Source organism: Roseibium sp. MMSF_3247, from assembly GCF_030733765.1.
Classification (GTDB): Bacteria; Pseudomonadota; Alphaproteobacteria; order Rhizobiales; family Stappiaceae; genus Roseibium.
Genome location: NZ_JASHII010000005.1, coordinates 382,300 through 403,709 on the forward strand (window position 1 = coordinate 382,300; position 21,410 = coordinate 403,709).

The window sequence follows — 21,410 nt, forward strand, 5'->3', positions numbered from 1 at the left end:
GGATCTGTTTGCAGCGCTATTGCCTTCGCTGTTCTGTTATTCTTTCAAAACTGGTGCGTGGCGCGGAAAGCGTCGGGTGTAAGCCAGTATCTGGATCAGATTTATGGCGTCAAAAAACACCGCAACCCAGCAATCCCGCGCGCCGGCGCCAACGGGAATGACACGTCAGGCTCCTCTGATCGGTATCGGGCTCAAACTGGCCTCAACGATCGTGTTTTTCGCCATGGTGACAGCGCTGAAAATCGCCGCCGAACGCGTGCCGATTGGGGAGCTCGTATTTGCGCGGAATTTTTTTGGTGTCTTTCCGGTTCTGATGATGGTGGGGGTGCGCGGGGAACTTGGCCTTGCGTTCAAGACACAGAACCCAAAAGGGCATCTTGTGCGCGCCTGCATCGGTTTGACGGCCATGGTGTGCATGTTCACCGCTTATGATTTGCTGCCGCTGCCGGATGCCACAGCCATCAACTTTGCAACACCGCTAATCGTTGTTGTTTTGGCCTTCTTCATGCTGGGCGAAACTGTCCGGATCTATCGGTGGAGCGCGGTCGCAGTTGGTTTTGTCGGCATCCTCGTCGTTTTGTCACCGCATCTGGGAGAGGGGGATTTCGACAACTCCGCCACCTTTGGGGCCATCGCTGGATTTATGGGCGCTGCCTTTGCGGCTCTTGCCATGATCACGGTTCGGAAGCTGTGCGTCACTGAGCGCACCTCGACCATTGTTACCTGGTTTTCCTTGTCGGCGACCGTGATCTCACTTCTGACTATTCCAGCCGGCTGGATCTGGCCGGACCAAGCCTGGCTCATCCCGGATTTGGAAACAGCGGGTCTACTGATAATGATTGGCCTGTTCGGCGGTGTGGGACAGATCCTGTTGACCCAGAGCTACCGGTATGCAGATGCGTCGACCATCGCGCCGTTTGATTATGTGAACATGCTCTGGGCGATCCTGGTCGGCTGGGTCGTCTTTGCTGAAGTGCCGGTTCTTGAGGTGATTGTGGGTGCGGTGATCGTTATGGCCGCCGGGATCTTCGTGATTTACCGGGAGCACCGGCTTGGCCTTGACCGGACCAAGGACCGCCGGGCATCGACACCCTCGAAGTCTTGAAGACATGCCGCGCGGACAAGTTCGCGCGGCTACATGCTGTATGGTCAGAACGCCTTGAACGTTATGATCGACTTGGTGTCCTGGATGCCGTCGATCGGGTGCACCTTCTCATTGACGAAGTGTCCAATGTCTGTGCCGTCTTCGATATAGAACTTCACGAGAAGATCATAATCGCCGCTGGTGGAGTAGACTTCCGAAGCGATCTCAGCATCCGCGATTGCATTGGCAACCTGATAGGTCTTGCCGAGCTGACATTTAATCATCACGAAAAACGGGGTCATGGGGGCTCCTGCGGGCAAAAACGAACTGTGCCCCGACATCGCCTATCTATTGCAAACAGTCAATCGGCTGTCGGCGCTTGAACCACGGCGATTGCTAACTGGGACTTGAAAACCCGCGCTTGGCTTAGTAGACAGATTTTGTCTCATGGGGGTGCCCGGCAATTGTGGATCGGGCTGAGAGGCGAATGGCCAACTCCTAGAACCTGATCCGGCTTGTACCGGCGGAGGGATTTGAGATCATGACTGATCTTTTACGTATTGTCCGAAAAACGATGGCGCGGAACGCCGGCTCACTGAACTTGAAAAGGGGCCGGGCATGAGTTTGTCGATCGCCGCGAGCACGCAGGCGCTGTCGGCGGATACCGTCTTTTCCTTGCTGGAGCGGGTGCGGGCGAAAAGACCCCGTGTTCATGCCATCACCAACACGGTTGCCCAAGGCTTCACGGCCAATGTTCTTTTGGCGCTCGGCGCTGTACCGTCCATGACGATCGCGCCGGAGGAAGTTCAGAGCTTTGCAGCATCTGCCGATGCACTCCTGATCAACCTCGGAACACTGGACAACAGCCGCCGTTTGGCGATCCCGGTTGCGATTGATGCGGCCAAGGAAGCTGGGCGGCCAATCACCATTGATCCGGTGTTCGCGGATCGGTCACCGCAGCGCTGCGCCTACGCCAAAGAACTCTTGCAAACGCTGCCGTCTCTTGTCCGGGCAAATGAAGCCGAGATGACCGCGCTCTTTGATGCGCGGTCCGACGTTGACGCTTTGATTTCGGAGGGAACGGTCTTTGCCGTGACCGGAGAAGAGGATCAGATCGAGAGCCAGGGCGAAGACTACCGGCTGCGCAATGGTCATCCTCTTTTGGCCCGAGTGACGGCCACCGGCTGTGCGGGGGGCGCGGTCCTCGCAGCGTTTGCGAGCGTTGAGCCAGATACTGCGCTTGCCGCGGCATCTGGCCTGTCCGTCTTCAACATTGCGGGTGAAATCGCCGCTTCCCGGAGCGGGGGACCTGGCAGTCTGGTTCCAGAACTTCTCGATACGCTCTACAGCCTAACGGCCCGCGATATAGAAAGCTGTCTTCAAACCGGCTGATACCCATTCCAATAGCATTGTGCGGAGGGCACCATGACCGCAATCGCGGTAACAATAGCAGGCTCGGATTCCGGCGGTGGGGCTGGCATTCAGGCGGACTTGAAATCCTTTACGGCAAATGGCGTCTACGGGGCGAGCGTCTTGACGGCGCTCACGGCACAAAACACCCTTGGTGTTACGGCGATCCATGATGTGCCGGTCGAGTTCGTGCGCGCGCAGATCGATGCCGTCTATTCGGACCTCGCAGTGACTGCCACCAAGATTGGCATGCTCTCGCAGGTGCCGATCATTGAGGAAGTCGCAGACGGTTTGAAACGCCACCAGACCGGCCCCGTTGTTCTGGATCCCGTGATGGTGGCCGCATCCGGAGATCCGCTTTTGGCGGAAAGTGCGGTCGCAACCCTGATTTCCAAGTTGGTGCCCTTGGCCGACATCATCACGCCGAACCTTCATGAAGCAGCCCGCATGCTGGAGTGCGATGTTGCCCATAGCGAAATCGATATGCAGAGCCAGGCCAAACAGCTGATCGACCTCGGGGCACAGGCTGTTTTGTTGAAGGGCGGACACGGCCACAGTGCGGAAAGCGCTGACCTTTTGATAACTGAAGACGGTGACAGCCTCTGGCTGCGCGAGGACCGCATCGCGACAGATAACACCCACGGCACCGGATGCACTTTGTCTTCTGCAATTGCTGCCGGACTGGCTAAGGGCAACGCGCTGGGCGACGCTGTGTCCAGTGCAAAAACCTATATCCACGAAGCGATCCGCCATGCGGATGAACTCAAGATTGGACAAGGTCACGGACCGGTCCATCACTTCCACGCTTTTTGGGAGGGCGCATAATGAGTGATGCATTGCAAAATAGAAAAAACCTCAGCCGCCGGGACATGCTTGTGGGTGGTGCCGTTGGAAGCGCATCTGTTCTCTCAGCGCCAGCGGTGATGGCACAAGGTGCGGTCACCGAATGGAAGCTGGTGACATCCTGGCCGAAAAACCTGCCAGGTCCGGGTGTCACGGCGCAGCGGATCGCTGATCAGGTTGCGTTGCTCTCAGGTGGTGCGTTTAAGATCCGTTTGTTTGCTGCTGGCGAACTGGTGCCGGCGCTCGGTGTGTTTGATGCCGTCTCAAATGGCACTGCGGACATGGCGCATACAGCCTCGTTCTTCTGGCAAGGCAAGATCCCGGCCTCCGTCTATTTCACCGCGGTCCCCTTCGGTCTGCTCCCGCATGAACATATCAGCTGGATCGAGCAAGGCGGCGGGCAGGCGCTTTGGGATGAGCTATACGCGCCCTTCGGCATCAAACCGGTGATGGCGGGTAACACCGGTGTTCAGATGGGCGGCTGGTACAAGAAACCGCTCCGAAGCCTTGATGATCTGCGCGGCCTCAAGATCCGGATGCCGGGGCTGGGTGGAGAAGTGATGCGCAGGCTTGGGGCCGCTCCGGTTGGCTTGCCGCCGGGCGAGCTGTTTCAGGCACTCCAAACAGGTGTTCTGGATGCGACCGAATTCCTCGGTCCCTGGTCGGATCGGGCCATGGGGTTCCAGAAGGCCGCGAAATACTATTATTCACCTGGTTTCCACGAACCGAACGGTACAGGCGAGGCGCTGTTCAATCAGGCAGCTTTTGATGCTTTGCCCACGGAATTCCAGGTAATTCTATTGGAGGCGTGCCGTGCTGAGAACGGACGGGCGCTTGCCGAGAGCGATTGGGAAAATGCCGGAAGCCTGCAGTTGCTCCAGCAAGAAGATGGCGTTGAGGTCCTTTCCTATCCGGAGGACATTCTTGACGCCTTGCGCGTAACGACTGGAGAAGTGCTGCTGGACACGTCCCGTCAGGATCCGATGAGTAACAGTATTTATCAAAGCCACCAGACCGCTTTGAAGCGTCTTTCGCCATGGAGCGATGTTGCCATGCGGCGGTTTTTGAGCGCGCGTGATGGACTTGTATGATTTGCAACTATAGAGAGTATCATTGTGGGTGCGGCTCGACCTGTATTGTTAGCAGTTTCGGCTCGTAAAGTTCGAAACTCCATGTGTATCGTGTCTGAAATGCGGGTATTTGAATCATAAATTTATCCGCATTTCTGACATAGGAATGACTTTTTCATCTCACTCGGTTGGCCATATCGTGGGCGGTGTATAATGCTGATTTGGGATATTTTGGTTTGCCAATGAAGCGATTTAGTCACCAAAAAACACTCCAGGCTCGCGCAAAACGCCCGTATTCCCTAAGGTTATGTGTGACAAGAAAGCAACGCGCAGCAAAGAAAGAAAGTTAAGTGTGACGCGTTGGTAATGTGCCTAAAAAATGTGCATTTGTATGGTTGGCCACGATCAACCTTCAAAAGCAGTGTCTCATGATATGTTTATCCGGCTATGAGCACTTGGTGTGTGCGCCGGACCTTCGTGAAACTCCGTATATTGCAACGCAGCAACCGTGTGCGCTGCAATTAGAGATCGCATTTCGTGGTTGAAAGGCGACCGTTTCTTTTAGACCCTGCAGTCAGTGTCAAATTCCTCCCGGGGGGGAGGAGGATTGGGAGAAACGTAAAAATGCGGGCAACCAAGAAAATCGTACTTATGACGTCGACAGCCATAGCTGCCTCGATCGTCGCAAGTGCAGCCTCTGCGGGCGGTTTCGCCCTGCGCGAGCAGAGCGCATACTACCAAGGGACTTCCTTCGCCGGTAACGGTACATCCAGTTCGTCGATTTCGTCCATGTTCTGGAACCCGGCAACCATCACGTCGATGGACGGCAAGATCGTATTTGAGGCTCACAACGCCTTCATCATTCCAAAGTCCGATATTACCGGTTCGAACACCGTTCCGAATTCACTGACCACGCCGACCGGTCTGATCACGACGTCTTTTGACACCGGTGATATCGGCCATGACGCCTGGATCCCGGCCTCCTACACGTCTTACAACTTCAACGACAAAATCTACCTTGGCGTTGGGATTAATGGTCCGTTCGGTCTTTCCACAAAGCCGGACGACAGCAACTGGACCGGTGCAGGCTACAACCGGTCTTCCAAGATCTTCTCAATCAACCTGAACCCGGTCGTTGGCTACAAGATCAATGAGATGTTCTCTGTCGCGATCGGTCCGCAGATCCAATATGCGGATGTTCGCCTGACGAATGCCTCAGCGTCTCCGACTATTCCAGGCGCTACCCTGTTTCCGGGTCAGCAGCTTGATGGTGACGGTGTCGGCGTTGGTATGACGGCCGGCGTCACGATCAAACCAACCGCGACCACGGAAATCGGCATCGGTTACCGCTCTGCGATCTTTACCGACATTGATGGGACGATCGCTGCTCCAAACCCGGCGAACCCGTTCACGACGGCCGTCACGAACGTGAAAACCGTGCTTGCAACGCCGGACATGGTCACTCTTTCGGCAAAGCAGAGCATCACAGACGACATTCGTGTCCTCGGTACTTTCGAGTGGACAAACTGGAGCCGCTTGAAAGAGCCGCAGATCACGGCTGATGCGACCGGTGCCACCGTGACCACGCTGCCGTTCAACTACAATGACGGCTACTTCGTCGCGCTCGGTGGTGAGTACGACTTCAACGACAAGCTGACCTTCCGCGCCGGTGCAGCGTATGAGTGGTCACCGATCGATGATCAAATCCGGTCTGCGCGCCTTCCGGACAACGATCGTATCTGGGTAAGCGCCGGTGCGTCCTACGTCTTCAACGAGCACTTCTCGTTTGATCTCGGCTACACGCATATCTTTGGTACAGACACCGATCTGAACCTTGTCCCGGGTCACCAGGACTACAGCGCTTCGAAGGGATCGCTGACCGGTTCCGTCGACTCTTCCGTTGACATCCTGACAGCTTCAGTTCGCATCAAGTTCTGATCAGCTGCCAGACTGGTTTTGAAAATTCTGCCGGCCCGCGATCGCGGGCCGGCTTTTTTGTCAGAATGCTGCCGGGTAAAGGCCGCCGTCCATGAGAATGTTCTGCCCGGTGATGTAGCCGGCGTGTGTGGAGCACAAAAAGGCACAGGTCTGGCCGAACTCCCCGGCTGTTCCAAAGCGGCGTGCCGGGATTTCTGCAGCCTGGCTCGCGCGAATGGCGTCCACAGTCTGACCGGACTGTTGTGCGGAGCGTTCAAACCCACCCCTCAGCCGGTCCGTATCCATTTTGCCTGGCAGCAGATTGTTGACCGTGACACCATGCGGAGCCAGCTGGCGGCAAACACCTGCCAGGAATGCTGTCAGGCCTGCACGCGCGCCGCTGGAAAGGTCCAGGCCTTCAATCGGCATCTTCACGGACAAGGACGTGATGTTGACGATCCTGCCAAAGCCACGGGCCTTCATTCCGGGGGTGACCGCCTGGATCAATTCGATCGGGGTCACGAAGTTCTGGATGGCACCTTCCAGCAAGGCAGCGCGATTGAGTTCTGTATAGTCCTTGCGAGGCGGGCCGCCATTGTTGTTGACCAGTATGTCGGGCTCTGGGCAGGCCGTCAGGAGAGCGGTTTGTCCTTCCGGTGTTGAAACGTCGGCAGCGACAACACTGACCTTGACCTGAAAGGTGTCCGTCAGATGCGCGCGGGTTGCTTCCAGGGCATCTTTGTCGCGCCCGTTGATCACCAGGTCACATCCGGCCTCTGCAAGCGCTTCTGCGCAACCTCTGCCAAGTCCGCGGCTTGATGCGCACACGATTGCCGACTTGCCGCGCAATCCCAAATCCATGATCGATCTCCCAAATTTTGAAGGTGAGGTTTGCGAGACCATATGAAAGGAAACCCGCTGCGGCTATCCCTTACGCGATGAACCTGCGTGATTGTGAGGCCCTGATTGAGCGCGCTTAAACGCATATGTTGGCGCGGCTAAGGGAAAGATCCTCCAATGACTTTAGGAAAACGCAACGTCAGTCCGCTTCAAACCCCATCTGTCATAATAGTGAAACTTGAATCGCGTCTATAGCGGTCCAATGGATCTAGGAGACGTGCAATGTCCACTTCGGAGACATCGCGGCATTACAGGGCCTTGTTTATTTCAGATGTACATCTTGGCACTCGCGGGTGCCAGGCGGAGCTTCTGCTTGACTTCTTGAAGGACAATGACGCCGAGACGATTTATCTCGTCGGCGACATTGCGGATGGCTGGCGGTTGAAGCGGTCCTGGTACTGGCCGCAGCTCCACAACGATGTGGTTCAGAAGATCCTGCGCAAAGGCCGCAAGGGCTCTCGAGTTGTCTATATTCCTGGAAACCACGACGAATTTCTCCGCAGCTTCCTAGGTACGCACTTCGGCGGTGTGGAAGTCACCGACAGCATCATCCATGAAACCGCAGACAACCGGCGGTATCTGGTGATCCATGGAGATCAATTTGATGTGGTGATCCGCCATGCAAAGTGGCTCGCGTTCTTTGGGGACAAAGCTTACGTCACAGCGCTTGGTGTCAACACGGTGCTGAACGCCGTGCGCCGCCGGCTTGGCCTGACCTACTGGTCTTTGTCAGCTTGGGCGAAGCTGAAAGTCAAAAATGCAGTCAGTTTCATCGGGCGCTTCGAGGAGGCTCTTTCCGACGAAGCGCGTCGTCAGGGCGTCGACGGTGTCATCTGCGGTCACATCCACCATGCAGCAAGCCGTGACGTCAACGGCATTCACTACATCAACACTGGCGATTGGGTTGAAAGCTGCACAGCGGTTGCCGAACATCATGATGGAACCTTTGAGGTGATCAGATGGGTAGAACAAGCCCAAACCGGAGCCCAAACGGCGAAGCCACAGGAAGCTCCGGTCGCCGCATGAGTTCCATTCTTGTTGTCACGGATGCCTGGCATCCGCAGATCAATGGCGTCGTGCGCTCGCTTGAACGCACAGCTGACGAACTCCGCGCCATGGGCGTTCGCATGGAGTTTTTGACCCCACAGGCATTCAAAACACTTCCGTGCCCGACATATCCAGAAATCCGTCTGTCTTTGACGCACAAGGGCACCGTGCGGCGGATGATGGATGAATTCGACTGTGAACATCTGCACATAGCGACCGAAGGTCCGCTTGGCCTGCTTGCAGCTGCGATCGCCAAAAAGCGCGGACAGCCGTTCACCACCAGTTATCACACACGGTTTCCAGAGTATGTTTCTGCCCGGATGCCGGTGCCGTTGTCCTGGTCTTATGCCTGGATGCGTCGCTTCCACAACGCCGGCAACGGCTGCATGGTGGCAACGACTTCGCTGGAGAACGACCTGAGAGACCGCGGCTTCCGGAACTTGATGCGCTGGTCGCGCGGGGTCGACGAAAATCTCTTCAAACCCTACGAGGGCTCTGTCCTGCCGCAGGATTTGCCTGGGCCGGTCTTCATGTATGTTGGCCGCGTTGCGATTGAGAAGAACATCAAGGCGTTTTTGGGCCTGAAACTGTCCGGCTCTAAGGTCGTTGTTGGCGATGGACCTCAGCTGGATACGCTGCAGAGAGAATACACCGACACGCTCTTCACGGGAGCGAAAACCGGTGAAGACCTGGCGCGTCATTACGCCAGCGCTGATGTTTTCGTCTTCCCGTCTCTCACCGACACGTTCGGCAATGTCATGCTGGAAGCGCTGGCGTGCGGGGTGCCAGTTGCTGCCTATCCGGTCATGGGGCCGCTGGACGTGATCGGCGATACCGGCGCCGGTGTTTTGTCCGAAAACCTTGCAGAGGCATGTGAGGCCGCTCTCGATATTCCGCGCGACCACTGCCGGAACATTGCACTCAATTACACCTGGGCAGCCAGCAGCCGGCAGTTCCTGGACAATTGTATCGCCGCCGTTGGCGGCTTGGCACAGGCCAACGCGGCAGAGTGATCTGATAGCCTCTGACGCTTTAAGATATTGGCGCCGCGGGATTTTGTAACCCTAACAATGTTGCAGTTGTCAGGCCATGGGGTAGCCGGTACTCCTGTCCACCTCAGACCCTGAATGAGGTGGCCATCATGACCGGCGCGACAGCAGAACAACCTTCCTCCAGCAGCGTAGCCGTCACTTTCGACGATGTATTGGAGGCAGCTGATGCCCTGGAGGGCGTTGCTGTCAAAACACCGCTCTTGACCAACCCCGCTCTGGACGAGCGCGTTGGCGGGCGTGTGTTGATCAAGCCCGAATGCCTGCAACGCAGCGGCTCTTTCAAGTTTCGTGGCGCTTACAATTGCTTGCGGCAATTGGACCCGGATGTCCGGGCCAAGGGTGTCGTCGCTTGTTCGTCGGGGAACCACGCGCAAGGTATCGCATCCAGTGCCAAGATCTTTGGCATGCCGGCGACGATCGTCATGCCTGCCGATGCGCCTCAGGTGAAACTGGAACGCACACGAGGATATGGTGCGACGGTCATTACTTATGACCGGGCCACCGAAGACCGCGACAAGATCGCTGCCGAGATCTGCGCCGAAACCGGCGCGACGTTCGTGCACCCTTACAATGATCCTGCCGTTATTGCCGGGCAGGGGACCGTTGGCCTGGAAATGGAAGCGCAAGCAAAAGACCTTGGTGTGCGGTTGGATGATGTCCTGGCTTGCACAGGCGGTGGAGGCCTTTCCAGCGGGATTGCGCTTGCGCTTGCAAACACTTCCGCGGAAACGGTGTTCCATACAGTCGAACCGCAATTCTTCGATGATTACAAACGGTCTTTGGAGGCAGGGGGATTGCTGTCCAATCCCGCCAAATCCGGCTCGATCTGTGATGCGCTTCTTTCTGAAAGTCCCGGAGAGATCGGATTTTCGATCCTGCGTCAATTTTCTGGGGAAGGATATACGGTCACGGACGAGCAGGTTCTGGACGCTGTGGCGTTTGCGTTTTCCGAGCTCAAGCTGGTTGTCGAACCCGGCGGCGCCGCTGCGTTGGCCGCACTGCTGTCCGGGAAACTTGACCTAAGGGAGCGGACCGTCGGTGTCGTACTGACGGGCGGAAATATCGACCCTAAGATGTTGTTTAAGGCTGTTTCGCGTTAACGCGCTGTTAGTGGCTGACCCATTAGGCGGATAATATCAGTCCTGTTCTTTCTCGGAGGATTCGCGAAAGAAAGGATGGTGCGGAAACAACCGTGGTGTCTGCTGAATTGCGAAGCAAAACCAGGAGGTTACGTTACGTAGGGGTATGCTCTCTGCTGATGCTGCCGTCCTGTCTTCCTTGGCATTGAATACCTGGTGTTCCGTCGAAACCCGCCTCACGAAGGGGCGTGTTACGTTGATTGGCGGGACAGCGTTGGCCTGAGGGGGACCAGCACTGGCTTGCAGGGTTTATGGAGCCAATATGCAGAACCAAACGCTAAAGGGCAGGCTGGCGTTTTTCCGTTTCACCGAAGAAGATCGCACACTTGCGCGATCGATCTGGCCGACACTTTCCTCTCATTTGCCGAGGATCATGGACGGATTTTACGACCATGTAAAAACAGTCCCGCATCTGTCGACAATGATCGGAGACCAGGAGGCCCGCCTGATCTCGGCGCAGCTCTCTCATTGGGAGCGTATGTTCCATGAAGGACCGACCGAGGCGTACCTTGAGCGCTCCATCCGGATCGGATTGGCACATGTGCGCATCGGTCTTGATCCGAGCTGGTACATCGGCGGGTATTCCTTTGCCTTAACCCAGATCTCCGAAGTGCTGCTGACCAAGCGGATGATGACCGCTGCCAAGCGCTCTAAGGTCATGGCTGTGATCACCAAACTGGTGATGCTGGACATGGACATCGCAATTTCGACCTACCACGAAAAAATGGTGGCGGACGCTGTTGCCCGGGAAGACGGGCTGAAGTCCGCGATTGCCACGTTCGAGACTTCCCTCAGCGGTGTGGTCGGCGAGTTGAGCTCTACGTCTGACGAGTTGGAGAACTCTTCCCGCGATCTCAGCCGGGAGACCGGCTCGATCGCAACCCGCATGCAGACCATGGACACTTCCTCCGCGGAGACCGCGAGCGGTGTGCAGTCCAGCGCGACGGCAACGGAAGAAATGAGCGCCTCGATTGTTGAAATCGGGCGTCAGGCCGGACACTCGCGGGAAAAGGCTCTGCAAGCTGTTCAAGGCGCCCAGAACACCAATGAATCGGTCACCAAGTTGGCCGGTTTTGCCGATCAGGTGGGGTCTGTCATCGGCTTGATTTCTGACATTGCTGAACAGACCAACCTCCTTGCACTCAACGCAACCATTGAAGCAGCTCGGGCTGGTGAAATGGGTAAGGGCTTTGCCGTCGTCGCGGCCGAGGTCAAGGAGCTGGCAAGTCAGACGACGAAGGCGACTGAAGAGATCACCGAACAGATTGCTGCGATCCAGCAGGCAACCCGGCAGTCTGTCCAGGATATTGATGGAATCACCACGATCATCAGCGAATTGTCAGAGATCGCCAACAGCATTGCGGCGGCCGTGGAGCAGCAATCTTCTGCAACGGCGGAGATTTCGTCTGCGGTTCAGATCGCGGCGGTCGGCACACAGAGCTTTACAGATGAGATCGCCGCTGTGCGCGGGTCGATCGATTCAGTCGATGGCACGGTTGAGACGATCCATGAAACGTCATTGACCTTGAAGAACAGGGCTGCGCGTCTGAGCGAAGAAGCGAACCAGTTCTTTGATAAGATCAAAGCCGCATAACTTTGAACAAAGAGGGGAGGCATCGTTGGCAGATCTCCGGGTCTGCCGACGATGCCTTTAAAACTCTCCGACAAATGCCGCGCAAGGAAACGAGCGCGGCATTTGCTTTGGTGAGACAAAGAAAAAGGGCGCCTGGAATGGGCGCCCTTATCTCTTGACAGTGTGAAGATCGATCAGTTGAACAGAGCCTGTCGTTCGGCCTCGGTCAGCTCCGTCAGCGGGTCAGCGCCGTCGTCGGCATCTGCTTCCTGCTCGACCAAAGCCCAGTCGGCATCAGCTTCTGCCTCTGCTGTTTCCGCAGCCGGTTCACTGTCGTTGGCAGCTTCCGGCTCGCTGACTTCCGCATCGAACAGTTTGTCGATCGCGGCTTCGTCCAAGACTTCATCGGCGTGGGCTGCAGCAAATTCATCGGCGGCCGGATCAGTCACGTCCGCCGTGTCTTCAGCTTCCGTTTCCTCGGCCGAAGGTGCGGATGCGAACATGTCATCAATCGCGGCCGCATCCATCGGTTCGCTGTCACCGGCCATCAGGGCATCGATGTCCGCTTCACCCATTGGTGCTGAAGCTTCGCTCGCAGATGTGCTGCCAGGTGCTGCGACTTCGTCCAAAGCGGCGTCAAACACGTCGCCGCTGACAGACATCAGCTCATCGACGCTGTTTTGAGAGACGCCCGCGCCATCACGCTGCGGGCCGTTCAGCAGGTGAGCATCCGGGCGGCTGTCGACAGGACCAGCGGTGTCATCTGCTTCCAGATCTTCGATGCCCCAGATGTTGATCATCAGGTTGATCCGGCTTTCCAGATAACGCAGTACCTGGACCACCTTGTTGGTGCGCTGGCCGGTCAGATCCTGGAAGGAACAGGCCATGAAGATTTCTGTGGCCTTTGCATCAATATCATCGCAAGTCGCATCGTCTGCGCCGTTTTCGCGAAGAACCCAGGCTTTTTCCTGGATCTGCTCGGCAGCTTCCAGAATCGACTGGGTGGCGCCTTCGGTCTGCGTCACGATCGCATCAAGCTCATGAGAGGCGTCGACAAAGCGATTGCTTTCGTCGCCGTCGTCCTTGATGTTGGCGATCTCCGCCTTGGTGCGCTCAATTGCCTCGTGCATGTCGGCAATATCCAAGCGGATCTTGTCGAGATCCGGCACTTTGCGCTGACGGGTGACGACTTTCTCAAGACGTTGGATCGCGCCGAGGATCTCGGTCGTTTCCGGGGTCTTGTTCCGGTTCAAAAACTCTTTTAGAAACCGACGTCCCCGATCGGATTCCATCAAGGTCTGTTCAAGCGTCTGATATTCGGCTTCGCCTATCAGCTCCGGTTCTACCTGTTGTGTTTCCGCTTTCATAAGGGCGCGATTCTCAACTCTGCAAGGGCCGTTCGGTATCCAATCCGGACAATTCCAAAATCAGGGTAAACTGAAAATCGTTAATATTCTTTTGGGCCTCAAAATCCGGTTCGGTTTGTATGTTGAATTTGACGTCGGCCCTCAGTGCGCGTGTCTCCGCCTTGTTCGGGGTTCATTTTTTTGGCTATGGGCTATTTCTCCCTTTCTTTCCGGTCATTTTGGAGTTCGAGGGGTTTTCCGCGGCCGAGATTGGATTTGTGCTGGGGGCCGGGACGGTTGCCCGGATTGCCGCAAGCCCGCTTTTGACAAACCTGGCGGACCGTACCGGTCAGCGCCGGTGGTCCATCTTTGTTTATTCTCTCCTTGGAACCGTCTTCATCGCGCTTTTCGCCCTTGGAAATGGTCTTTACGTTCTGGGCGCCGGGGTGATCGGCTACATGGTCTTCAAGGCGCCGGTGCTTCCGCTCAGTGATGCCTATGCCTTGGATGCTGCGCGCAACACGGGCGCGGACTATGCACGGATGCGCCTTTGGGGATCTGCTGGGTTTGTTGCTGCCAATCTTGCTGGCGGATTCCTGGCGACCGGAGATACCGTTTGGGTGATGCTGTTTCTGATTGGCTTGGCGTCGCTTCTGACAGGCGGCGTTGTTCTGTCACTTCCGCGCCAAAGCGGAGCCGGGGCAAGCGAAGGTTTGGACGAAGAGGCCGGAGAAGCGCCCTTCAAAACGGTTTGGTTTTGGCCGGTGCTCATCCTGCTTGGCTTGTTCCAGGCAACCCATGCGGCATTTTATGGGTTTGGGACGCTCTACTGGCAAGCCGCCGGGATAGCAGACGAAACAATCGGCATCTTGTGGGCTGTCGGCGTGATCGCTGAGATTGCGCTTTTCACAGTTGCCGGAAAGATCGCGCTTCGTTTCGACCCACCGGTTTTCCTGATCGTTGCCGGGATTGCCGCGGTCGCCCGCTGGGGCCTGTTCCCGTTCGCGGATGCGCTGGTGTCGATGGTCGCGATCCAGCTTCTGCACGCGCTCACCTTTGGCGCTGCACATCTGGGCGCCATTGCAATTCTGGCGAAAGTCGTTCCAAGCAAGTGGGCCGGGACCGGCCAGGGTCTGCTTGCCACATCAATCGGCCTGCAGATGGCCATTGGTTTGAGTGTCTGCGGCGCGTTGTACGAGATGGATCCGGATCTGCCGTTTTATCTGATGGCGGCCGTTTCTGCGGCCGGAACGCTTGTGATGCTGGCGCTGACGCCGATGGTGCGTCAGCGCATGGTTTCAAGCCCAGTGCGTTAAAACTAAAGCGTTAGCCCCACAATTCCGGTCTTGGCGGGAACAGCGTGCTGCCTTCGAAGACCAGTCCCGGTTCGCGGTCCTGCGTCAAAAGAAGAGGCCCGTCGAGATCCACATAGTCTGCCCGCTGTGCCAAGAGGACCGCGGGAGCCATGGCCAAAGACGTGCCGAGCATGCAACCGACCATGATCTCAAATTCAAGCGCTTTGGCCTGATCCAGAAGCGCCAGGGCCTCCGTCAAACCGCCGGCTTTGTCGAGCTTGATGTTGATGGCATCGTACCGGCTGCGGAGATCCTCAAGACCATCCCGCGTGTGCAGGCTTTCATCCGCACAGATCGTAATCTTTGAGCTGAATTCCTTGAGACAGCTGTCATCCTTGGAAGGCAAAGGCTGTTCAATCAAAGCCACGCCGGCGGCTTCACACGCTGCCATGTTCGTTCCAAAACAGCTGTCGTCCCAGGCTTCATTTGCATCAACGATCAAGGTGCTGTCCGGTGCGGCCTTGCGAACAGCTTCGATGCGCTCATCGTCGCCAGCCCCGCCAAGTTTTACCTTGAGCAAGGGGCGATGTGCGGCCTTTGCCGTCTTTTCCGCCATAATTTCCGGTGTGCCGACACTGATCGTGTAAGCGGTCGTGACCGGTGAAAGCGGCGGGATCCCGGCAATCTCTGCCGCCGAGTTACCGGTTTGCTTGGCTTCAAGGTCCCAAAGGGCGCAATCTACCGCGTTGCGTGCAGCACCGGCCGGCATTGCCTCTTGCAGCGCATGGCGGCTCAAACCGTCTTTCAACAGCGGTGAAATCTCCTGGATCTGCTCCTGAACGCTTTCCATGGTTTCGCCGTAGCGCGCATAGGGCACACATTCGCCGCGGCCGATGTGATCGCCGTCCGTCAAAGTGGTGACGAGCACATTGGCATGGGTGCGGCTGCCGCGGGAGATTGTAAAACCGCCCGCGATCTCAAAGCTTTCAAGGTCAATGCTGACGCTGCGGCTCATGGGGTGCCGAACTCCGCGGACACCTTGTCGACCACGGCTTCCATGCCATATCTGATCGGATCGGTTGCCGGAAGGCCATGGCGCTCACCCAGTTTTGCCAGAAGCGCGAGCGCCTCATCGTCATCCAGAGCCTGGGTGTTGACCGCAATGCCGACACAGCGAATGCCGGGATTGGTGAGCTTGCCGCACTGAATGGTCATGTCGATGACTTGATCGACCGTTGGCAGCGGTGTTTCAACGCCGCGCATTTTGGTTCGCGTGGGCTCATGGCAGACAATAAAACCGTCGGGCTGCGAGCCATGAAGAAGTCCGAGTGTCACGCCGGCAAATGACGGGTGGAACAAAGAGCCTTGGCCTTCCACCACCTGCCAGTGGTCTTCCTCTGTTGCCGGGGAGAGCCACTCGGCAGCGCCGGCGATGAAATCAGCAACAACGGCATCGAGAGACAGACCCCGGCCTGAAATGAAGACACCTGTCTGCCCGGTCGCACAGAACGAACTGGTGTAGCCGCGCTCGTTCATGGCCTTGTCCATCGCAAGGGCAGTGTATTTTTTGCCGACAGAGCAGTCTGTTCCGACGGTCAAAATCCGTTTGCCCGGGCGTTTGGTGCCTTTTCCGGTGGCAAAGGTCATGGAGTTGTGGCGGACGTCGTGGAGCTGGCGGCCGTTTTTGGCGGCTGCTTCCTGGATTGCCGGAATGTCGCCCAGTTTGACGTGGAGCCCAGAGGCAACATCAAGGCCTGCGTTCAGCGCTTCAACCACCGAATCAACCCAATGATCCGGCAAACGTCCGCCGGCATTGACTGCGCCGATGACCATCGTCTTGGCACCTGCAGCAGTTCCCTCGGCGATCGACATGTCCGTCAGACCGGTATCTGCGGCACAGCCATCGAGCCGGACCTGTCCGACACACCAGTCTTTCCGCCAATCAACAATGCCTGTTGCGGTCTTGGCGGCCAGGGCATCGGGGACGTCACCGAGAAACAAAAGGTAAGGGCGGGCAATTTCCATGGGCAATGCTTTCATCTGACTGCTGGACGTTAATCTTTACAATCAGGTATACGGGGGGAAGTTGACGAGCGGCAAGGGGCAACTCTCCGGAATGGCATTCTTGGAAAAAAACAAAGCGCCGGAATTGCACCTGGATACCGATTCCGAGGGACATCAGTCCCTTATTCTATCCGGAGACTGGACTGTCAGCACTCTTGCGGATGCTGACCAGCAAATCTCCAAGCTGAACGTCGCCAAGGACAAATTGACGTGTATCGATGTTTCTGAGGTTGATCATCTGGACACCAGTGGCGCCTGGCTGATCCACCGCACCCGTGGGCAGCTGGAATTCAGCGGCCGGAAAGTGCAGTTGACCGGGGTGACGCCTATCCGCGAAAGCCTGTTTCACGAGATCGAGAAGCATCACCCGCCGCGCTGGCAGCCAGACCGGTCCGGTTTCACGATTGTCGGTTTTCTTGAAGCGACCGGGCGGCAGATGGTTGAGGTGTATAAAGACACCCTCGCGATGCTGCATATCCTTGGATCGCTCGGCATCGTGCTGTCGACCGTTCTTTTACAGCCCAAACGCCTTCGCAGCATCGCAATCGCCGTGCAGTTCGACCGCAGCTGCATCGGCGCGGTCCCGATTGTGGCGCTGATGAGCTTTTTGATCGGCGCGATCATTTCTCAGCAGGGCGGATTTTACCTGAGGCAGTTCGGCGCCGACATTTTCGTCGTCGATCTGGCGGGCATCCTGGTGCTTCGGGAGATCGGCGTCATCCTAACCGCAATTATGGTTGCCGGACGGTCCGGATCGGCGTTTACCGCCGAGTTGGGGGCCATGCGCATGCAAGAGGAGGTCGATGCATTGCACGTCATCGGCTTGAGCGTGACAGAAGTTCTGGTGCTGCCGCGCATTCTGGCATTGATGATTGCCTTGCCGATTTTGACCTTCGTGGCAGATATCTCGGCGCTTTTTGGTGCCGGTCTGATTACCTGGGCGTACCTGGATATTCCGCCAGCGGCGTTTCTGACACAGCTTCAGTCGGCCATCACTGTGAACACCTTCGTCGTTGGTATCATTAAGGCACCATTCATGGCTTTGATTGTCGGCCTCATTGCCTGCGTTGAGGGCCTCAAGGTGGAAGGATCGTCTGAGTCGCTCGGCCGGCACACCACCATGTCTGTCGTCAAAGCGATCTTCCTTGTGATCGTCGTCGATGGATTGTTCGCAATGTTTTTCGCGGCCATTGGGGTATAACGACGAGATGGCAGTGTCAGACATCGAACAAACCGAGCACGCTGCGGATCCGCAGGCAGACAGGCCGGAAAACATTCTGTCGGTTCGCGATATCACCGTCGGGTTCGGCTCCAAAATCATCCTGCAGGATCTGGATCTCGATGTGCACCGTGGGGAAGTGCTCGGCTTTGTTGGTGGGTCTGGCACCGGTAAGTCGGTGTTGATGCGCACAATCCTGGGGCTGACACCCCGGCGGGCCGGACAGATTTCGGTATTCGGTCACGATCTTTCCAGCGCATCTGACAAGACCCGCAAGATGATTGAACGCCGCTGGGGCGTGCTCTTTCAGCAAGGCGCGTTGTTTTCTTCTCTCACAGTGAAGCAGAACATTCAGGTGCCGATGCGGGAGCATCTTAAATTGTCGCAGCGCTTAATGGATGAACTGGCCACCTTGAAGCTGGAACTGGTTGGGTTGCCGCAGGATGCGGCAGACAAGCTGCCTTCAGAGCTTTCCGGCGGCATGGTGAAACGGGCAAGCCTTGCCCGTGCCCTTGCACTCGACCCGGATTTGGTGTTTCTGGATGAACCAACGTCCGGCCTGGATCCTATTGGGGCTGCCGCGTTCGATTCGTTGATTGGCAATTTGAGTTCCACGCTGGATCTGACCGTTTATATGGTTACTCACGACCTCGACAGTTTGCATTCCATCTGTGATCGCATCGCAGTTCTTGGGCAAAAGCGTGTTCTTGCGATCGGGCCAATGGAAGACATGATGAAAAATGACGACCCTTGGATTAAGTCTTACTTCCGAGGGGAGCGGGCTCTGCGCCGCACATGAGGTTTGAGTGAATGGAAACCCGCGCGAATTACATATTGATCGGCGCATTTATGATCGCGATCCTGATCAGCGCGTTCGGGTTCATCTATTGGCTCGCTGTGACAGCTGAGTCGCGTCAGAATGTCGAAGTCAAAATCCTGTTTCCGGGTGCGGTGACCGGCTTGCCTGTTGGAGGACAGGTGTTGTTCAACGGCATCAAGGTTGGTGACGTGGCCTCGTTGGATTTTGCGCCGGGTGACCCAACCAAAGTCTTGGCAACGGTTCGAATCCGGCCATCCACGCCGCTCCGCGAAGATACCAAGGCAACATTGAATTTCACCGGCTTGACCGGTGTTGCCTATGTGGATCTGATCGGCGGAACAAGTTCCTCTCCGCTACTGTTGAATCCGGATGGCAGCCAGAACCCGAATAACATACCGCTGATCAATGCCGAGCGGTCGTTTTTTGACGATATCGTGGATGGCGCGCGCGACGTTCTGAAACGCGCGGATTCGACCATGAAAACCGTCGATCAGCTGCTTCAGGATAATGGTCCGGCGATTTCCAAAACGATCCAGAACGTTGAGACGTTCTCAGATGCTCTTGCTGCCAATTCCGACGGCGTGAAGGATTTTATGGCCAGCATCGGAAAGGCCTCAGAGGCGTTTTCCAGCCTCTCCGGGCGACTTGAGGGTTTGGTTGATGAGGGTGAGCGGCTTCTAGCGGCTGTTCCCTCCGACAAAGTTACGGCCATCGTAGATGACCTGCAGACCTTCTCGGGAAGCCTCGGCAAGGCGAGCGCAGATATCGATACCCTTATGGCTGATGCTCAAAATGCGGCCAAGGAACTGACCGAGTTCACAGAACGCCTCAATGATGGGCTCGGTAACGTTCAAAGCATTGTTCAGGCGGTGAAGCCGGAAGACATCGAAAAGGTCATGAAGGGCGCGGCAGCGCTCGGCGAAGTGCTGGAAAAGCGCTCGGGTGACATTGATGAACTGGTCGTGGCCACGTCCAGCACGATGCAGGGCGTGAACAATATTGTAGAGATGCTGCGCGCACGCGAAGGCACCATCAATGACGTGATCACTGGAACGCGCGATATCGTTGGCAAAGTGGATGCGATCGTCACCCGTGGCGTTGAGATTGCCGCGGTAATTGATCCGCTGCGCGTCGATGAGATTGTTGCGTCCGTTGCCACACTTACGGAAGGGCTGAATATCTCTCTCGTTCGCGTCGATGAGATCATTGCCAGCGTCGATCCGGCCACCATTGGCGAGACCGTCGACAGTATTGCGAGCATTGTCGACAACTTCAACAATCAGCAAAGCCAGATCAACGAAATCATCGCTTCGACAAAATCCACGATCCAGAATTTCGAGGCGGTTTCAGCAACAGTTCGCGGTCAGGATGACCGGATTGCAGCGCTTGTTGAAGATGTTCAGGTCGCGGCAGAACGGTTCGCATCCACGCTCCAGTCTGCCGATGAACTGCTGCGTGCTGTTGATCCGGAAAAGATCGCCAACATTGTCGGCTCGGTCGAAACTGCGGCCAGTGGTCTGGCCGGAGAAGATGGTATCCCGGCAATCCTGCAAAGCGCGCGTCAGGCCGCGGACAACGTTCAGCAAATGACGGCGGACTTGAGCAAACGCACACCGGATGTCGATCAGATCATTACCGACGCGCAGCAGATGACCGCGACCCTCAACTCAACATCGGTCCGGGTTGAGAGCCTTGTCGAGAAAGTCTCCGAAATGGTTGACGGTGACGGTGAGGGCTTGATCAAGGAAGCAACGCTTGCAGCGCAAGCGATCCGGAAGGTCGCGGTTGCGTTTGAGAGCCGTGCCGATGCCATTGCGGGTGGTTTGTCGAAATTTGCCACCCAGGGGTCGGCGGATCTGACATCCGCATTGGCGCAATTCAACCGCACGCTGGTCTCGATCCAGCGGGCTGCACAGAGCTTTGAACAACGGCCGAACCGGGTGATTTTCGGCGGTGAAGAAGTGCCGACCTATCAAGGCGGGCGCCGCCGGTGAGTACAGGGAATAGGGGACTGACGGGGATGACACAGGCAAACAGCCGACTGAGCCGGCGGGCGTTTATCAGCGCGCTTGGCGCTGGCGCCGTGGTGTCCGGTTGCGCCAGTTCCGGACCCGCCGCCTTTTACAGCCTGCAGGCTGCCGATGTCGGCGGCTTGGCGGGGCGATCCAGCCGTGTCCAGGTGCTTGTAGCACCGCCTCGCGCCCTTAAGGCACTCGATACGACTTATATCGCCGTAGTCGACAGCGGTCCGGTCTATTCATATTTCCCAAATGTTGCCTGGGCCGACACGCTTCCAAATGTGGTGCAGAACAAGTTGCTGCAAACCCTCCAAAACACGGGGCGGCTGCGCGGCGTCGGACTCCCGGGTGATGGCCTGCTGATCGACTATCAGCTTCAGACGGATATCCGGGCGTTTGAACTGAATATTGAAGGCGCCAACCGCGGTGTTGTTGAGATTGCAGCGCGGGTGGTCAATGACCGCAATGGCCGGACAGTTGCCAATAATGTGTTCCGGCGGGAAACTCCGTCCGGCAGCTCCGGCGTTGAACAGGCAGTTGAAGCCATGAACCAGTCGGCAGAGCAGGTGTTCGCCGATATTGCGGCCTGGACGCTCAGAAACGTCTGAGCGCC

General features: G+C 56.9%; 19 protein-coding genes and 1 riboswitch. Of the genes, 14 read left to right on the forward strand and 5 right to left on the reverse strand.

The annotated features are described in order from the left end of the window. Positions 1–157: 157 nt before the first annotated feature. Positions 158–1,105, forward strand: a complete 948-nt coding sequence (locus tag RBB44_RS18485; protein WP_306156136.1) for a DMT family transporter — start codon at positions 158–160, stop codon at positions 1,103–1,105. Positions 1,106–1,149: 44 nt separating this feature from the next. Here the strand turns inward: RBB44_RS18485 and RBB44_RS18490 are convergent, their stop codons facing one another. Further along, the gene (locus tag RBB44_RS18490) at positions 1,150–1,386 is read right to left on the reverse strand and encodes an Lrp/AsnC ligand binding domain-containing protein (protein ID WP_040450828.1); all 237 of its coding nucleotides are present in this window, start codon (positions 1,384–1,386) and stop codon (positions 1,150–1,152) included. Between the two features lie 137 nt (positions 1,387–1,523). Next, positions 1,524–1,634: riboswitch (TPP riboswitch) on the forward strand. Between the two features lie 68 nt (positions 1,635–1,702). On the opposite strand from RBB44_RS18490, the gene thiM reads away from it, so the two are divergent. The 4 genes from thiM to RBB44_RS18510 all read left to right on the forward strand — a co-directional run bounded on the left by thiM (position 1,703) and on the right by RBB44_RS18510 (position 6,345). Further along, a complete protein-coding gene (gene thiM / locus RBB44_RS18495) occupies positions 1,703–2,476 on the forward strand; it encodes a hydroxyethylthiazole kinase (RefSeq protein WP_306149071.1) in 774 nt (257 codons plus the stop codon). A gap of 33 nt (positions 2,477–2,509) precedes the next feature. Then, positions 2,510–3,319: a bifunctional hydroxymethylpyrimidine kinase/phosphomethylpyrimidine kinase gene (gene thiD, locus RBB44_RS18500; protein ID WP_306149072.1), complete on the forward strand. Its 810-nt coding sequence runs from the start codon at positions 2,510–2,512 to the stop codon at positions 3,317–3,319. Next, entirely contained in the window at positions 3,319–4,428 is a 1,110-nt protein-coding gene (locus tag RBB44_RS18505) for a TRAP transporter substrate-binding protein (RefSeq protein WP_306149073.1), read from the forward strand. Before thiD ends, RBB44_RS18505 begins: the two co-directional genes overlap by 1 nt. Before the next feature lie 603 nt (positions 4,429–5,031). Continuing rightward, the gene (locus RBB44_RS18510) at positions 5,032–6,345 is read left to right on the forward strand and encodes an OmpP1/FadL family transporter (protein ID WP_306149074.1); all 1,314 of its coding nucleotides are present in this window, start codon (positions 5,032–5,034) and stop codon (positions 6,343–6,345) included. A 60-nt stretch (positions 6,346–6,405) separates the two neighbouring features. Here RBB44_RS18510 and RBB44_RS18515 read toward each other — a convergent pair whose 3' ends face one another. Beyond that, the gene (locus RBB44_RS18515; RefSeq protein WP_306149075.1) at positions 6,406–7,185 is read right to left on the reverse strand and encodes an SDR family oxidoreductase; all 780 of its coding nucleotides are present in this window, start codon (positions 7,183–7,185) and stop codon (positions 6,406–6,408) included. Between the two features lie 261 nt (positions 7,186–7,446). Between RBB44_RS18515 and RBB44_RS18520 the strand changes: the two genes are divergently transcribed. The 4 genes from RBB44_RS18520 (at position 7,447) to RBB44_RS18535 (ending at position 12,056) form a co-directional block, all read left to right on the forward strand. Further along, positions 7,447–8,250 carry a UDP-2,3-diacylglucosamine diphosphatase gene (locus tag RBB44_RS18520; protein WP_133946480.1) on the forward strand — a complete coding sequence of 268 codons (804 nt, stop codon included), beginning with the start codon at positions 7,447–7,449 and terminating at the stop codon, positions 8,248–8,250. Next, a complete protein-coding gene (locus RBB44_RS18525; RefSeq protein WP_306149076.1) occupies positions 8,247–9,284 on the forward strand; it encodes a glycosyltransferase family 1 protein in 1,038 nt (345 codons plus the stop codon). Before RBB44_RS18520 ends, RBB44_RS18525 begins: the two co-directional genes overlap by 4 nt. A gap of 128 nt (positions 9,285–9,412) precedes the next feature. Further along, on the forward strand, positions 9,413–10,423 hold the full coding sequence (locus RBB44_RS18530; RefSeq protein WP_306149077.1) for a threonine/serine dehydratase: 1,011 nt from the start codon (positions 9,413–9,415) through the stop codon (positions 10,421–10,423). 301 nt (positions 10,424–10,724) lie between these two features. Next, the gene (locus tag RBB44_RS18535; RefSeq protein ID WP_306149078.1) at positions 10,725–12,056 is read left to right on the forward strand and encodes a globin-coupled sensor protein; all 1,332 of its coding nucleotides are present in this window, start codon (positions 10,725–10,727) and stop codon (positions 12,054–12,056) included. Between the two features lie 173 nt (positions 12,057–12,229). Here RBB44_RS18535 and RBB44_RS18540 read toward each other — a convergent pair whose 3' ends face one another. After that, positions 12,230–13,402 carry a protein phosphatase CheZ gene (locus RBB44_RS18540; protein WP_306149079.1) on the reverse strand — a complete coding sequence of 391 codons (1,173 nt, stop codon included), beginning with the start codon at positions 13,400–13,402 and terminating at the stop codon, positions 12,230–12,232. A gap of 119 nt (positions 13,403–13,521) precedes the next feature. Between RBB44_RS18540 and RBB44_RS18545 the strand changes: the two genes are divergently transcribed. Beyond that, positions 13,522–14,697, forward strand: coding sequence for an MFS transporter (locus tag RBB44_RS18545; RefSeq protein ID WP_306149080.1), 1,176 nt, complete (start codon positions 13,522–13,524; stop codon positions 14,695–14,697). Positions 14,698–14,707: 10 nt separating this feature from the next. On the opposite strand, the gene dgcA is transcribed toward RBB44_RS18545, so the two are convergent. Further along, complete coding sequence (dgcA, locus tag RBB44_RS18550; protein ID WP_306149081.1) at positions 14,708–15,691, reverse strand: N-acetyl-D-Glu racemase DgcA; 984 nt, start codon at positions 15,689–15,691, stop codon at positions 14,708–14,710. Beyond that, entirely contained in the window at positions 15,688–16,701 is a 1,014-nt protein-coding gene (dgcN, locus tag RBB44_RS18555) for an N-acetyltransferase DgcN (RefSeq protein WP_306149105.1), read from the reverse strand. Before dgcN ends, dgcA begins: the two co-directional genes overlap by 4 nt. Positions 16,702–16,792: 91 nt before the next feature. Between dgcN and RBB44_RS18560 the strand changes: the two genes are divergently transcribed. The 4 genes from RBB44_RS18560 to RBB44_RS18575 are packed head-to-tail and all read left to right on the forward strand — an operon-like array spanning position 16,793 to position 21,405. Continuing rightward, positions 16,793–17,941, forward strand: coding sequence for an ABC transporter permease (locus RBB44_RS18560; RefSeq protein ID WP_133946498.1), 1,149 nt, complete (start codon positions 16,793–16,795; stop codon positions 17,939–17,941). A 7-nt stretch (positions 17,942–17,948) separates the two neighbouring features. Beyond that, entirely contained in the window at positions 17,949–18,758 is an 810-nt protein-coding gene (locus tag RBB44_RS18565) for an ABC transporter ATP-binding protein (protein WP_306149082.1), read from the forward strand. Positions 18,759–18,769: 11 nt separating this feature from the next. Beyond that, positions 18,770–20,773, forward strand: coding sequence for an MCE family protein (locus RBB44_RS18570; RefSeq protein ID WP_306149083.1), 2,004 nt, complete (start codon positions 18,770–18,772; stop codon positions 20,771–20,773). Between the two features lie 26 nt (positions 20,774–20,799). Continuing rightward, entirely contained in the window at positions 20,800–21,405 is a 606-nt protein-coding gene (locus tag RBB44_RS18575; protein WP_209174094.1) for an ABC-type transport auxiliary lipoprotein family protein, read from the forward strand. The last annotated feature ends 5 nt before the right edge of the window (positions 21,406–21,410 follow it).

Excerpts from the sequence above, each read along its gene's own strand:
- RBB44_RS18490 (WP_040450828.1), bottom strand. The coding sequence starts at position 1,386 with ATGACCCCGTTTTTCGTGATGATTAAATGTCAGCTCGGCAAGACCTAT.
- thiM (WP_306149071.1), top strand. The coding sequence starts at position 1,703 with ATGAGTTTGTCGATCGCCGCGAGCACGCAGGCGCTGTCGGCGGATACC.
- RBB44_RS18485 (WP_306156136.1), top strand. The coding sequence starts at position 158 with ATGACACGTCAGGCTCCTCTGATCGGTATCGGGCTCAAACTGGCCTCA.
- dgcN (WP_306149105.1), bottom strand. The coding sequence starts at position 16,701 with ATGGAAATTGCCCGCCCTTACCTTTTGTTTCTCGGTGACGTCCCCGAT.
- dgcA (WP_306149081.1), bottom strand. The coding sequence starts at position 15,691 with ATGAGCCGCAGCGTCAGCATTGACCTTGAAAGCTTTGAGATCGCGGGC.
- RBB44_RS18535 (WP_306149078.1), top strand. The coding sequence starts at position 10,725 with ATGCAGAACCAAACGCTAAAGGGCAGGCTGGCGTTTTTCCGTTTCACC.
- RBB44_RS18510 (WP_306149074.1), top strand. The coding sequence starts at position 5,032 with ATGCGGGCAACCAAGAAAATCGTACTTATGACGTCGACAGCCATAGCT.
- RBB44_RS18560 (WP_133946498.1), top strand. The coding sequence starts at position 16,793 with ATGGCATTCTTGGAAAAAAACAAAGCGCCGGAATTGCACCTGGATACC.
- RBB44_RS18520 (WP_133946480.1), top strand. The coding sequence starts at position 7,447 with ATGTCCACTTCGGAGACATCGCGGCATTACAGGGCCTTGTTTATTTCA.
- RBB44_RS18530 (WP_306149077.1), top strand. The coding sequence starts at position 9,413 with ATGACCGGCGCGACAGCAGAACAACCTTCCTCCAGCAGCGTAGCCGTC.
- RBB44_RS18525 (WP_306149076.1), top strand. The coding sequence starts at position 8,247 with ATGAGTTCCATTCTTGTTGTCACGGATGCCTGGCATCCGCAGATCAAT.
- RBB44_RS18575 (WP_209174094.1), top strand. The coding sequence starts at position 20,800 with ATGACACAGGCAAACAGCCGACTGAGCCGGCGGGCGTTTATCAGCGCG.
- RBB44_RS18515 (WP_306149075.1), bottom strand. The coding sequence starts at position 7,185 with ATGGATTTGGGATTGCGCGGCAAGTCGGCAATCGTGTGCGCATCAAGC.
- thiD (WP_306149072.1), top strand. The coding sequence starts at position 2,510 with ATGACCGCAATCGCGGTAACAATAGCAGGCTCGGATTCCGGCGGTGGG.
- RBB44_RS18565 (WP_306149082.1), top strand. The coding sequence starts at position 17,949 with ATGGCAGTGTCAGACATCGAACAAACCGAGCACGCTGCGGATCCGCAG.
- RBB44_RS18505 (WP_306149073.1), top strand. The coding sequence starts at position 3,319 with ATGAGTGATGCATTGCAAAATAGAAAAAACCTCAGCCGCCGGGACATG.
- RBB44_RS18570 (WP_306149083.1), top strand. The coding sequence starts at position 18,770 with ATGGAAACCCGCGCGAATTACATATTGATCGGCGCATTTATGATCGCG.
- RBB44_RS18540 (WP_306149079.1), bottom strand. The coding sequence starts at position 13,402 with ATGAAAGCGGAAACACAACAGGTAGAACCGGAGCTGATAGGCGAAGCC.
- RBB44_RS18545 (WP_306149080.1), top strand. The coding sequence starts at position 13,522 with ATGTTGAATTTGACGTCGGCCCTCAGTGCGCGTGTCTCCGCCTTGTTC.